The organism is Nostoc punctiforme PCC 73102 (genome assembly GCF_000020025.1).
In the GTDB taxonomy this organism is placed as follows: Bacteria; Cyanobacteriota; Cyanobacteriia; order Cyanobacteriales; family Nostocaceae; genus Nostoc; species Nostoc punctiforme.
The window spans coordinates 362,977-377,132 of sequence record NC_010628.1 but is presented as its reverse complement, the minus strand read 5'-3'; the positions used below and the strand labels follow the sequence as shown (position 1 = coordinate 377,132).

Annotated in this window: 10 protein-coding genes; 5 read left to right on the top strand and 5 right to left on the bottom strand. The window is 40.8% G+C overall.

Translation table 11 applies throughout. The annotated features are described in order from the left end of the window. Positions 1-123 precede the first annotated feature (123 nt). Positions 124-1,278, top strand: a complete 1,155-nt coding sequence (locus NPUN_RS01540; RefSeq protein ID WP_012407110.1) for a universal stress protein — start codon at positions 124-126, stop codon at positions 1,276-1,278. A gap of 4 nt (positions 1,279-1,282) precedes the next feature. On the opposite strand, the gene NPUN_RS01535 is transcribed toward NPUN_RS01540, so the two are convergent. From NPUN_RS01535 to NPUN_RS37275, 3 genes are all read right to left on the bottom strand, one after another. After that, positions 1,283-2,779: a carotenoid oxygenase family protein gene (locus tag NPUN_RS01535; RefSeq protein ID WP_012407109.1), complete on the bottom strand. Its 1,497-nt coding sequence runs from the start codon at positions 2,777-2,779 to the stop codon at positions 1,283-1,285. Positions 2,780-2,895: 116 nt separating this feature from the next. Beyond that, positions 2,896-4,311 (bottom strand): folate/biopterin family MFS transporter, encoded by a 1,416-nt coding sequence (locus NPUN_RS01530; protein WP_012407108.1) that lies wholly within the window; start codon positions 4,309-4,311, stop codon positions 2,896-2,898. Positions 4,312-4,793: 482 nt separating this feature from the next. Continuing rightward, the gene (locus NPUN_RS37275; protein ID WP_012407107.1) at positions 4,794-5,597 is read right to left on the bottom strand and encodes an Npun_F0296 family exosortase-dependent surface protein; all 804 of its coding nucleotides are present in this window, start codon (positions 5,595-5,597) and stop codon (positions 4,794-4,796) included. A gap of 712 nt (positions 5,598-6,309) precedes the next feature. Here NPUN_RS37275 and NPUN_RS01520 point away from each other — a divergent pair. The 4 genes from NPUN_RS01520 (at position 6,310) to NPUN_RS01505 (ending at position 12,073) form a co-directional block, all read left to right on the top strand. Then, positions 6,310-7,539, top strand: a complete 1,230-nt coding sequence (locus NPUN_RS01520; protein ID WP_012407106.1) for an anhydro-N-acetylmuramic acid kinase — start codon at positions 6,310-6,312, stop codon at positions 7,537-7,539. Between the two features lie 162 nt (positions 7,540-7,701). After that, complete coding sequence (locus NPUN_RS01515) at positions 7,702-8,148, top strand: hypothetical protein (protein WP_012407105.1); 447 nt, start codon at positions 7,702-7,704, stop codon at positions 8,146-8,148. A 489-nt stretch (positions 8,149-8,637) separates the two neighbouring features. Then, positions 8,638-9,651 (top strand): glycosyltransferase family 2 protein, encoded by a 1,014-nt coding sequence (locus tag NPUN_RS01510; RefSeq protein WP_012407104.1) that lies wholly within the window; start codon positions 8,638-8,640, stop codon positions 9,649-9,651. 868 nt (positions 9,652-10,519) lie between these two features. Further along, a complete protein-coding gene (locus NPUN_RS01505; RefSeq protein WP_012407103.1) occupies positions 10,520-12,073 on the top strand; it encodes a serine/threonine-protein kinase in 1,554 nt (517 codons plus the stop codon). Positions 12,074-12,547: 474 nt separating this feature from the next. Here the strand turns inward: NPUN_RS01505 and NPUN_RS01500 are convergent, their stop codons facing one another. Together NPUN_RS01500 and NPUN_RS01495 are read right to left on the bottom strand one after the other, a co-directional pair. Next, entirely contained in the window at positions 12,548-12,745 is a 198-nt protein-coding gene (locus NPUN_RS01500) for an NblA/ycf18 family protein (protein WP_041565841.1), read from the bottom strand. Positions 12,746-13,417: 672 nt separating this feature from the next. After that, positions 13,418-14,143, bottom strand: coding sequence for a Stp1/IreP family PP2C-type Ser/Thr phosphatase (locus NPUN_RS01495; protein ID WP_012407101.1), 726 nt, complete (start codon positions 14,141-14,143; stop codon positions 13,418-13,420). Between the last annotated feature and the right edge of the window lie 13 nt (positions 14,144-14,156).

The following is a 14,156-nucleotide window of genomic DNA, read 5'->3' as shown; positions in this document are numbered from 1 at the left end:
CAAGTTAGATTTACTATTCACGCACTCAACCCTAGCTAGCTATCCGCTAACAGCACTTATAAGGGACATAGATAAAGCGCTGTTTTCCGATGAGATAGGATTGCGATAGAAACTAAGAATGAAATGTCAGATAATAATACTGGTTCGAATGGCACTGCACCTTTAAATTCTGGAAGTTACTCGCTTTATCCGGTACGACGGCGGGGTAAACATAAAATATTTATTGGTATGGCTCCTGGAGTAGGGAAAACCTACCGGATGCTAGAAGAGGGACACGCACTTAAACAAGAAGGAATTGATGTAATCGTTGGGCTTTTGGAAACTCACGGACGCAAAGATACGGAGGAAAAGGCAGAGGGACTGGAGATTTTACCCCGTAAGCAATATCCTCGCGGTGAGTTGATGCTAACGGACATGGATACAGATGCTATTTTAAAACGATCGCCCCAATTAGCCTTAATCGATGAACTTGCCCATACCAACGTCCCTGGTTCCCCACGCGAAAAACGCTACGAAGATGTAGAAGTAGTTTTGGCGGCAGGTATTGATGTCTACTCCACAATGAATGTGCAACATTTGGAAAGTCTTAATGACTTAGTAGCTAGAATTACTGGGGTTGTAGTCCGTGAGCGAGTTCCTGATAGAATTCTGGATGAAGCTGATGAAATAGTGGTAGTGGATGTCACGCCGGAAACACTGCAAGAACGGTTATTAGAAGGCAAGATTTACGCACCCCAAAAAATCCAGCAATCCCTCGATAATTTTTTCCAACGCCGTAACCTGATTGCTTTGCGGGAGTTAGCTTTACGCGAAGTCGCAGACAACGTAGAAGAAAATGCGATCGCTACTACCCCCAATGGACAATCCTGTAATATTCATGAGCGCGTTTTGGTGTGCATATCGACCTATCCCAACTCAGTACAGTTGTTACGCCGGGGTGCGAGGTTAGCTAGCTACATGAATGCCCCGCTTTATACTTTGTTTGTTGCCGATCCAGAACGGTTCCTCACTAAGGAGGAAAGCCTACACATCCACACTTGTGAGAAACTCTGTAACGAATTTGAAGGTACTTTTCTTCGTGTTACTAACAGTAACGTAGCTAATGCGATCGCCGAAGTCGCCGAGAAATATCGGATTACCCAAATTGTAATTGGAGAGAGTCAGCGATCGCGCTGGCAAATGCTCCTCAAAGGATCTTTGACGCAAAAATTGGTGCGCTTGCTCAAAAATATCGATTTGCATATCATTGCCAGCGAAAAAATGGTTTTATCCAAATAAGAGATCAAATTTCCCCAAAAACTTCAGAAGTAAAACTCCCATGTAGACCATACGGGATATGATGCTTAAGATGTAGGCGTGCGATTGTTCCTTTAGAGAAATCACTAGCATCCAAAATTACTAAATCTGAGCGGTGATGGGCAGCATTATAAACTAAAGCTAATACCCAACCATCATCTTCCTTTTCAGAATCTGGGCGCGGGACAAAAATCGGTTCACCCACAAAACCACGGGGTGCAGCACTCCAAAACTGTTTTTCTCCAGAGTGTAAATCAATTTTCAGCAATGCTTGTAAGGGAGCATTACCACTCTCTGCATGAGCCGCACCTATATATAGATATCGATAAGGGTGTCCCACATTCGCCGGATCGATGCTGGGAAATTCGCAACAGCGACTATCAATCAATTCTCGCTGGACTGTCCCATTCTTGAGATTTAGATAAAATCGCCAAAGTTGCCCAGGTGAAGAAGCTTCAAAATCAACTTGTCGAAAATCGCTTTTAGGCTCCACTTCTGGTAAATCTTGGTAGCAAATAGAATCAATCAGAACTTCCTCTCCTACCTCAAAAGCATTAACGTGGTGGAAAACGAAACCCGACTGAGTTTCCAGAAATTTTATCTCTTCTTGCCCTTCTTTGGGAAAACGGGGAATAATTATAATTTTTGTCGGTTGATTTGGTTGAAATTTGATACATTCTCCTGCCGCACGTATTCCTAAGGCAAAAGGTATGGGATTAAATGTGACAGGATTTTGAAAGAAGATGCAGTAGTTGGGAGTAATAACAAAATCGTGAATGAAACAGAAGTCGGGAACCTTATGAGCTTGCTGTCTAACAATTTCACCCGCTAAGTTTAGCTCGAAAATAGTAATGGTGGTAGATAATCCTGGCTTAATCGAGAAATTTACTAGGCGAGGTTCGCCCCCATCTTGTTCACAATTCCTTTGCAAGCGCGGATGAGCAGCGAAAGCTTCACCTGCTGACAAAGCACCATTAAAATATTCATTACCCAAAGTTTCAAGAGTGTAGGGATCGAGGCAATATGCTTCAGAAGCTTCCCACAATGCTAGCAGTTTACCACCCCAATAGATAACATTTGTATTAGCGATATTTTTGAGTTTGAAGTCAAAAATATTAACTCGCCAACCACCAGGTTTTTGAGTACCAAAAGTACCTCGATAAAGAATTTTTCCCGCTTTTTGTTCTGCCAAATAGCCAGTTGTACGAACAAAGCGGTTGCGAAAATGGGCACGACCGTTGGTAAAGGTTATTTTGCTAATCATCCCATCTCCATCAAACGGGTGATGAAGAAATTGTCCATTCACATCCAGCAAACCGGGGCCATTTCTAAACAGCGTGCCTTCTAATTCTCTGGGAATTTGCCCTTCTATATCATCAATCCAATAATCAAATTCTTGGGTGAGAGATTGATACCCACCTTGCCAATCTGCACGAGTATAAGATTTTTCTGTAACCGGGCTTTCTTGACTTTTCAAATGCATAAGCTTTGTTTTTTATTGTTATCTTGTACGAAAATATGTAGCAGCTAAAAAGAATTCCGTTGCAGCAAGGTTGCAACAGGGAGGCAGCGTACTGACTCGACTTTGGATTTATTACACTATTCCACTATTTCCGACTCTGGTTCTGTCAGTACCAACTCAGACATCAAATCAGGTAAGAAAGCTTGTTCCCCATCTTTGGATGTCTCAGCTTGCTCTTCAGCAGCAGGTAGCCAGTTGATAAATGGTAGGGGTAACAGCGTACTAAGGTTAGTAATTATCACCAATAGCCAAAGTGACTCAAAATTAGTTGCAGTGATCCCTAGCCAATAGGTGATTAATGCCCCCAATGCTTGGGAAACCGTTCCTGCTGAATTAAATACCGACATCAACAAGGCAAATAACGTTGCTTCCACACCAGAGGGACAAAGCCTTGCTGCTAGAACCATGACTTGCATAAAGGCAATTTTCCCCATCACAGTGAGAATAAGACTATCGCCCAAACTAAACCAGTGGTCATCTATACCCAACAGCCGGTTTGTGTGAGTCACTAACAACAGCATCGTCATCCCTAACATTGAAGAAAGGACGGTACTCCAAGCAAAAATCACGCGAAAAGGAATGCTTTTGAGGAAACGTTGAAAAATCCAAACACCTGCTAAAGAAGCGAAACTTGTTACCAAGTTTACCCGTCCTAAAAATTCTGGTTCAAAGTGTAATTCGTTGGTAGAGAAGTAGAAAAAGGCTGATTCAGCATTTGGGGTAGCTTGCCAGATGAAGACAAAAGCTGTTGGTAGCCAAATTGTTTTTTGGGTAATAGCTTGGCGTAGTTGCTTCAGTTGATGTTTGATTGGTAAAGGGTTAGTTTGATTACTCTCATTAGTACCTTTGCTAACGGGAGATTCAGCAATTAACCAAGCTACCCCTGAGACAATGAGAGGGAATAAGGCGGTAATTCCAAAGACAGTACGGGTAGTAAAGTATTGAAGCAGCAGACCGCTAAAGTATGCTGTTATTAAACCTCCGATCGCAGAAGCACCCCAGCATACAGATTGTAGTGAACCAGCTTTTGCTTGGGATTCACCTCTGGCACGTTCCACAACTAGCGAGTCAACTATCACGTCACTCATGGCGACGGAGAGAGAACCAATAGCGATCGCTAACGTAGCCGCCCAGCTAGTATGAACTATTGTGGCTAAACTCATCCAGGAAGCAGTTCCCAGTATCCCGGATAAAATTAAGTAAGGACGACGACGATAACCAAATATAGGTAAGCCATCAGAGATAAAACCAAACACCGGCTTGATCATCCAAGGTAGGAAGACAATTCCCAATAGCGCCGACACCTGGACTGGACTCAGCAACAGTTCATCTTTGAGGAAAAAGCTCACGGCTAAACGCGATAGCCCTAAAATTCCTTGGACAAAGTAAACGGTGAGAATTGCAATTAACTCCGCATTGGGTTCATTACCCAAAAAGATTTTTTGTGTGAATGAGTCTTTGACCTTGGACAAGCCAGATGATTGAAACGCCATTCGATAAATATTTTTTAAGTTTTATCTACTTTTCTATCATATCGATTCTTAAAACTTAGGCTTTAGGAGCAGTTCTATACCAAGTTAAGCTTTTAGGCTGGGTAATGCCAATATCTCTAAGCAGAAGGCAATCTAGGCATTATCTAAGTGTTGTAGAATGATTGCCCATAAAATGAATAGCAAAACAATTAGGGTGAGTTTACCTAAGTAAGCTCACCCTAACTTGTGTTTAATGTTAACTTTTTGCTGGAACTTCTGAAATCCTGCCTATGGCACGCTACGCGAGGTGGAGCCTGGGAGTAAGGCATAGAGAAAATCAGGCAAATCTTACTGAGCTAGAATTGGTGTCTTTAATAAAATTGCTTTAAAGCAGTGCTATTAAAGTGGCGATCGCTTGAGAGTGACATTCTCTTAATTATCATCAGAAGTGCAGAAGATACTTAATGTGAGCTAGAAATTGTCTTGTTTGCACGCCACTAGACTTATGATAATTGCAAAACTGACTTTTTCTTGACTCGACGAGTCATAACTGAAGCAGCACCCACAAAACCAATCGCAAAAACTCCTAATAGAGAAGAAGACTCAGGAACTGCTGTAGTCACTATATTACCGTTGATACTATTGTAGCCAGTAGCGACAGTGTGATTATCTGATTCAAAACCAGTTCCACCAATATTGGTGAATTGAACTTGATCAAAAGTTCCACCAACATCGTAGAAGTTGATGAATGCAAAGGGTTCTCCAGAATCCTGGTTTTTGAATGTCGAATTAGGATTACCGTAGTAGCTGGTTTTATTTGGTAGTTTTGCGATATAGTTAACCACGTCAGCGGTGGTCATAGAATAGACAACCTGACCTTGTGAAAGAAATGTAAGTACATTGCTACTATCTCCTGCCGACCACCAAAAACCAAAGTAACTTTGTGGGGTTGCCAAATTAAGGGTGGAAACTTTTTGACCATTACCCGATCTATTCGTGTCTACATCAAAATACTTGCCTGTTCCACCAGCACCACCATATTGCTCTGCATTCATGACCAGAGTATTTTGATAGCTACCAATATTTTTTGTTCCGTCATTCCATTGAAATCCTGTTGCACTGTAGCCTTGTGTTTCTGAATCAAAAGTGTCTACATGGGCATTAACAAGATTTGATAATTGTGCATTTTGTACGCCTGCATTTTCTATTGATACCGCAAAAGACGCAGCCATTACAGGACGACTAACAGTAGCTAAGGACAAAACAACACCAGAAGCGATCGCGGACTTAATTAAAAGATTTTTCATTTTACAATCCCTTTTATTTTTTAATCTTTCGTGTTCATAGCCTCATTATGTGATGTACTTCTAGATTCCAACATCAGAGGGATTACTACTTTTTTGATTTGACTATACCCAGATGGAAATGCAGGTTCTTGGATTTCATTTAGAGGATAATCACTGATATTATGTTGTGCGATGTCTATAGCTTTATGTAGAAGATGCGAAGTTATCAGTGCAAAATTGTAAACAAGCTTTATTTATAAAAAGTGCCATTTTTTGATTCGCAGGCGGTTTATATTTTTAGGGTTTGAGATTAAGAAGATATGAGGCATTTTGCTATACATAACACTTGAAACTCCGTGCTTATGCCTTTGCTGAATAGTTTTTTGACCTCACAATCAAGATTACCTTGGTTCTTCTTTAAGGTAATTACATAATCTGCATTTTGCTGTGTGATTAACTTCATAATGTTTTTATGAGAACCGACTACATCAATTTTCGCAATACATCTAGATAGTTCTAATACATTTCATAACTCTGGAATTGCTGTAATTTCAAAATTAATATTTTTACTTCAAGGCAATACGACGTTCTTTGACGGTTAGCTATCGACTGCCTCTCAGCCTTTTTGCCAAAATTCGTCTTTTTCCAATCAACTATGCCACCTTACTTCTTTTGACATGGGTAGTAGCATGAATTAAACTACCTCTTGCAATCAAAAAAAGAATCTTGAACAATGCATCCGACTGAAAAAGCTGCTGTCTCTACTCGCGTTATCGGTTTAATTAGTGGCACATCTGTAGATGGCATAGATGCTGTGTTGATAGAGATTTCCGGTACAGAATTGGATCTTAAAGTTGAGTTACTAGCCGGGAAAACATATCCTTATCCATCTGAACTCAGAGAAAAAATACTGGCGGTTGGTGCAGGCGTTGCCATCTCAATGGAAGAATTGGCAGAAATAGATGATGCGATCGCCCAAGTCTTCGCCCAAGCCGCCCAAAATATTCAAATTGGTCATCAGCCAGCTACTCTCATTGGCTCTCACGGTCAGACAGTTTATCATCGACCACCCAAAGAAGGAGCAGGGGAGCAGAGGAGCAGAGGGAGAGAAATGCTCACTCCTCATTCAGCACTTAGCACTCGTTTGGGTTATAGTCTCCAACTAGGGCGGGGCGAATTAATTGCCTATCTTACAGGCATTACAACTGTGAGCAACTTCCGCGTTGCTGATATTGCTATTGGTGGTCATGGTGCGCCTCTCGTGCCCAGAGTAGATGCCTATTTGCTCAGTCATCCTGAAGAAGGGCGCTGTATTCAAAACATTGGTGGCATTGGTAATGTAGCTTATATTCCGCCTCGGCATGGCGATTGGCTCTCAAAAATTCGCGCTTGGGATACTGGCCCAGGAAATAGTCTGTTGGATCTGGCAGTGGAGCATTTAAGCGCTGGTGCTAAAACTTACGATGAAAATGGCAATTGGGCAGCAAGTGGTACTCCTTGCCATCCTTTGGTAGAACAATGGCTCAACCAAGATTACTTTCATTTGCCACCGCCTAAATCTACTGGTCGAGAGTTATTTGGTGTGACTTATCTACATCAGTCTTTAAAAGATGCTCAAGAATACCAACTCAATGCTGCTGATATACTGGCAACTCTAACGGAACTGACAGCTGCTTCAATTGTTCATAGTTACCGCACTTTTCTGCCAGAAATGCCACAACGGGTACTATTATGTGGTGGTGGTAGTCGCAATCTCTATTTGAAACGTCGATTAGAATTATTGTTGACATCAATCCCAGTATTGGCTACAGATGAAGTTGGGTTAAATGCAGATTTTAAAGAAGCGATCGCTTTTGCAGTTTTAGGCTACTGGCGACATTTGGGCATTCCTGGCAATCTACCTACTGCTACTGGGGCACCTCGAGAAGTGCTTTTGGGAGAAATTCACCAAAGTCAGTCCTAAGTTCTGAAACAGGAACAATAAAAAATTTCTTCATATATTCACTCAGCACGGACTAAACGCCCCTCTATCGCTAACGTAACGGGCTAAACGCCCCACTAACGCTAACAGCACTGCTATAACTGTAATCTTGGCGGTACTCGATCAAGACAGGGAATATATAAGGTGGCTCATACTTTTTTATTGGAACCAGGACGCTGGGCAATGCAAGGAAATTGGCTGGAACGAAATGGTATGCCAATCAGCGTCAAGGGTATGACCTTGGTAGCTTGGAATCGAGATAACTGGTTCACTATGGCTACAAAGCTGATATTTCCTGGTAGTGATCGCTCAGAAATCTCTCTACAATACAAAGGACGACTGCATGAGGGAGAGCGTCAGTATACTTTTTTACTACAACATAATATTTTGGGGCAGGTTGAAGGTGAAGGCTGGATTGGTCTAGATACTATTGTGCAGCGTTACTGGGTAATAGGCGATCGTCAGCGTCGTAGTGGCTTTGAAACTCTACACCGGATTTCCGAAGATAGATATTACCTAAGTAGTGGTATCTTGGCTGGTCATTTTTTAACTAACACAATGGAAGTTAGCCTAGAGCGTCAATCAACCTAAGAGCAATGTTCCTCGCTGCTGTGAGTCTAACCTGTAAGCTGAAGCCATATTGTCTAAACAACTCTAGCAACGTACTGGTTTGGCAATGTTCAAGTTTATTTTCACCAACTTACTCAAGGCAACGCATAATATCAACAAAACTAATTTATTCTCAATAAAGCTTAAGCAATCTCATTAAGACTTCTTTATTGATAAAAAATTAAGCGACACCGATAGCGAGTATTCGTTCTCCTGAAAAGAAGCAAGCTACGCACAGCGTCTCGTAAAGAGTTTCATAGCCCGTCCTAGACATCGCTTTGATTCTTAGAAACTAAACCAAACGAAAAAATGCTTATTTTTCGTTGCCTCTTAATGTTGGTTGCGATCAAGAGTAATTTTAGATGCGTTTGCCCTGCCGACTACTTAGTTGTATAGTAAAAAAGAAGTTATCAAACTTATCTTCATAATCTTAAGATTTTTGCCTAAGTGTGTAATCAGGAGTTCAGTTTTATGAATCCTAAAGTATCGGTCATTATTCCTGCTTACAATACTGAAGCTTATATTGCGAAGGCGATACAGTCAGCCTTAGAGCAAACGCTCAGTGATATTGAAGTCATCATAGTCGATGATGGTTCAAGTGATAAAACTGTAGAAGTCGCTAAAAGTTTTACTGACCAACGCCTCAAAGTAATAGTTAATCAACAAAACCTTGGAGTTTCTGCTGCACGTAATCGTGCCATCAAAGCAGCCCAAGGAGAATGGGTTGCTGTTCTTGATTCAGATGACTGGTATACTCCTGAAAGATTAGAAAAACTTCTGTTGCAGGCAGAGAAAACAAATGCAGATATGATTGCTGACGATCTCTATTTAATCCATGATGGCGCAACATCTCCTTGGAGTACATTTATTCAAGAAAGTGGAGAATGTATAGATGAAACTCTCCAAATTGATCTCATTTCTCTTGTAAAGAGTGGTGTTTATGGAGAACCAGTGTTGCCTTTTGGTTTAAGCAAGCCTATATTCAGACGAGAATTTTTGGTTAAGCACGGCATTCTGTACGATGAAACTGTGAGCATAGCTGAAGATTTTTGGCTTGATGTGAAATGCCTAATCAATGGCGCTCGCTTTTTCATTGTGCCAGAACCCTATTATTTTTACCGCTCACGCCCTATTTCTCTTGTACGTCAAAGCATATTATCACGCCTAAATCAATACTGCATAGCTACTAATTCTTTCATGCAACAAGAAGTTGTGAAAAACAATCCAGATTTAATGCTTGCTTTATCTTATAATCTTGCATCCTATAAAAAACATCTAGCTTACTTTAAAGTTGTAGTGCCTGTAAAGCAAAGACAATGGTTAACAGCATTGAGAGAAATCAGGGAAAATCCGCATTTTTTTGCTTTTTTAATTTCCCGGTTGAACAATATTATCAAACGTCGAATGCAATACTACGTAATGGGTAATAAATTAGTTTTTGATATGTCTTATAACCTACAGAAAAAACGAAAACCCGTCAATTAATACTATCACAATTTCATGAATTAATAATACATTTTTATGTAGAACAAGTCTGAAGGTTAAAAACCTGGTCAAGCAATAAGCATCTGTTATTATCCCTAATTAACAAAACAAAGGCAGAGGAAAGTTTTGCTGGAGGTAGTAGGAAAGTGTTAGTCGAGTAAAACTTTAGTAGTGAGTCATTGACCACTAAAAATCACAATTATAAATCCTAATAAACTAGAGTACTTTTTACAAGACACAAGAGCTTGGAGCTGATAAAAGCTAGACAGGAAGCTCTCATCTCGTTCCCTGATGTCTTTATTGATATTCAAAACCCTGGCTCATCACTCAGTTATCATAACTCTGTAGTGAGTGTGGTAGCTCCTAATTAAGGTTTTTGGCAGATCCTAGAGTTATCTATTTACTCAAAATTGGGCAAACTAAAACTACAACACAATTAAAGTGCAAAATAATATGAAGCGTTATTATCTACTCTTTCTGCTTGTTTGCTCTGGCATGTTGCACCAGCTGTAATTACCATCTCGGTTGCCAACTACCAGAGGATGGCTGCAATCTTATAAAAGTGGGCTATAAAAAGCTAGTATAACACTGCGTAAATCTACTTACTATCTTAATTAACAAGACTTGTGCAAAATCCTCTTGTTAAAGGTAGGCAAATTTCCACCCCAGTGTACTATCACAGAACTGTGTAGATAGAGCAACGATTGGAAATCGTCCCATAGCCTATAAGCTTTTTGCTTTTTGACTTCTTTTTCTGGCTTATGGTACGAATCTAGAAAGTGATTTCTGGGCGCAATAATTCAGATATCAGTTTGAATGCACTTTTTCTCCTAAACACTTACAACCTGCTTTTGGATTCAAATTCTCTATGTCAGACCCCAACATTGGTCGCTTACTCAGCAAACGCTACCAACTCCAGGAGTTAATCGGTACTGGAGCAATGGGTCGAGTTTATCGTGCTAAAGATACTTTGTTGGGAGGTGTACCTGTTGCGGTTAAGTTTCTCGCTCTATCAATTCAAAATGAAAAGATGCGATTGCAAGACCGCTTTGAGCGAGAAGCAAAAACCTGTGCTTTACTAGGGCAAAAAAGTATCCACATTGTCCGAGTTATGGACTATGGCGTAGATGACAATAACACGCCGTTCTACGTCATGGAATATCTACAAGGACAAAGCCTAAACAATATTATTCGTAAGCAACGACTGCCCTTACCAAGATTTCTGAGTATGGCGCGTCAACTCAGTCTGGGGTTACAGTGCGCTCATGATGGCATCCCAGTTGAGGGCACAATTTGCCCAATTATCCATCGGGATGTCAAGCCAAGCAATATGCTGGTAATTCAAGATCCCAGTTTCGGAGAATTGGTCAAGGTTTTAGATTTTGGTATTGCTAAGTTATTACAGTCGGATGGCGACCATACAAAATTCTATTTGGGGACATTGGCTTATTCTTCTCCCGAACAGATGGAGGGTAAGGAATTAGACAACCGTGCTGATATTTATAGTTTGGGTGTAATGATGTTTGAGATGCTCACAGGCAAAATGCCACTGGTGGCACAAACCCATTCTTTTGGAGCATGGTATAAAACACATCACTATCAAAAACCACGTTCTTTTACTGAGGTTGCACCTGGGTTAGAACTACCAAAAGAAATCGAAAATTTGGTGATGAGTTGTCTAGCGAAGCTAGCACGCGATCGCCCCCAAAGTATCACTGAAATCCTGAGAGTTCTAGCATCTCTAGAAAAACCTGAGCATACACGCAAAGTTAAGCAAGATAGCCATGCCCTAATTCCTGCTACTACGGCTAGTCCTGAGCTTGAACAGAAGACTAAAGCCGATTTGCGGGCATCATTGTCTAATGATGAAATCGCTCGCGCTATTTCCTGGCCCCAAAATAAACCAATTGCCGACATTGTATTTCCTCAGTCCATTCACAGCAATGGGGAGGTTTTACCAGCGCTATGGGTGATGCTACCGCAAGAAGAAATTCAGAAGCGCTTACTGTGTACCCGTTATAACCAATTTCTTTTCATCTCTATTCCCCATCCCATGTTGCTATGGATTACTGTCATCTACAACCGCAAGCATGGTGCAAAATGGTTACCTTACTACCTCGATCTTAAAACCAGTCTTGGTCAAGAAATTACCCGGTTATTACAGCACACAGGTTACTACCGTCTGTTGTTTTTTGCACGAGAAACACCAAATCGCTGTACCCACATCTTGCCTTCCAGTGTCGCTTCTGCCCAACGTCAACGACTGCAAGAGTGGGTCGCAATGAGCAACACATTGATGTCTACTGCCGACCCGCAAATGAGTAAAAGCTTACTCAAAAGCGAGTACGAAAAAATTAAGCCTCAAATTCTGGCAAAACTGGAAAGCATTGATACAGATTCTCCATACGATCTTTCCAGCTAAGAATAATTTCTTAATATTATATGTAATACATGTAGTTAAGGGTTGCTAACTCAAACAATGTAAACTTTTATAAACAAAATATATATAAAGATGTAAGTTCTAGTTATATGTATAAAGAGTGAAATCACAAGCTGCCAAATCAGGTCTGTCTAAATTCTCTCTGAATATTCTTGTATACATATTGTAGGAAATTGTAAATTTACGCAGGTGTAATTTTCAGACTAGACAAAAGAGACAGTAAAAAATTTTGCTCAAGTGAGCAGTAAGTTTAGTCTGTAAAGCTAAATTTATGTCTAGATTCCAGCAGATGTGCCTTCGAAAAGTTTACTAGTTGTTAGTTAATTTTGTGAATTGAATTGTTGCGCTGCTCTTTTGGAATTGTTTATCGAAGTTGACGCCCCGACATCCCCAGCTCTTTTCCTCCTTGGAACCAAGCAAGAGAAGGAGGTCGTCCACTGCGACAGTAGAACGACTCTATGCCATAGTGGAACCGGAATCTAAGCCCCACTGGTGCTTAAGAAGCTCCTGATAAGTTGCCTCGCGCACTACCATTTGCTCATATAGCTTTACTAAAAAGTCTTTAGCTTGATCGTGGCTCATATTCTGTACTTGAGTGGCAAATGAACAGATGCTGAATTGCTGTTCCAAGGATAGTTTCATTGGTTGGTTCATAGTTAACTCCGAAAAAAAACGCATAAAGGTGATATCGCTTGCAGAAGTCCAAATGGGATAATAATTGGACTTGTATGTGTCCACCATTTGTTCCTCCGTATTAAGAAAGATAACAATTGTTTGACACGTTGCCCACATCCTAAGTGTGGATTTTTTTTGATATGATATCTTGCACCTAATCCTGCTGATATACTACCCAAGTCAGCCGAGCTGTATTCCGGAAAATAAGCTCTGTTTGAACGAAGTGTAGATATAACTACCTCTCAACCGTTTCTGCTTTGCACTGAATCTCTTTTGAGGAGATAAGCAGATTTTGTCCTGAGTCCTATACGTTTTCCTGTTTGAGAAAAATATAAGATACTCTATCTCCACAAATAAATATGGAGGAAGCTTGGGAAGCTAGGACTTTAAGGAGGTTGGGGAATGAATGGTAATAAGCGTGAATTATAGTCGCTTTACCTTATTATGTGCAAGATGTCAATTTATCAATTTGATGCAAATTCAGCCTCATTAGGTGACTTTGGAGGCTAAAAATATTTGTATCAAATTGTAAAAACTAAAAATGCTCACACTGAACAAATTGCTGAGTATATCTACCAGAATTGTTATTTGTCATTTGCCAGTTGTCCTTTATTTAAGGTTACTAAGCATCGATTAATGACCAATGACTATTTATTCTAGTGAGACGATGACAACTGTGATGTTATCGTGCCCTCCATGCTCCTTAGCAGCCTCAATTAGAGAGATGGCGGCTTTATCAAGCCAAGGAGCATTTTGGAGGCAGCTAGTAATCTTCTGTTCAACAAGTTCTTCTGTGAGACCATCACTACATAACAGTAAGCGATCGCCAGCTTTTACATCTAGTGGTTGCACATCAATCTGATGCAAGTCTTCACGTCCCAAACAGCGCGATAATACATGACGAAAAGGATGCGATCGCGCTTCATCTAAAGTTATGTCACCGATTTTGATTGCCCGTGCTACCCAAGTGTGGTCTTCTGTTACCTGTTCTAAGTGCGACTCTCGGAAGCGATACAGCCGCGAATCACCAACATGAGCGCACCAGGGCGACTCTGGGGCACGAAAAATTACTGCTACAACTGTTGTGCCCATATCGGCACGTTCGGGATGATTTTGCTGATCTTGCAAAATCGCTTCATTGGCACCCCACAAAGCTTGCTCTAGCAATTCTTGAGAAGATTTAGAAGATTCCCAATTTGCCAGCAAATACGCCTGAATTTCTTCAGTGGCTATACGACTTGCTTCTTCACCTCCAGCATGGCCACCCATTCCATCGGCAACAACAAAAAACCGCCCTTCTGGGTCGACATAGTAAGCATCCTGATTATTAGAACGAATAAGTCCCGGATCGCTAAAACCCGTGAAATTAAGTTTCATAATTTTTTTTGCA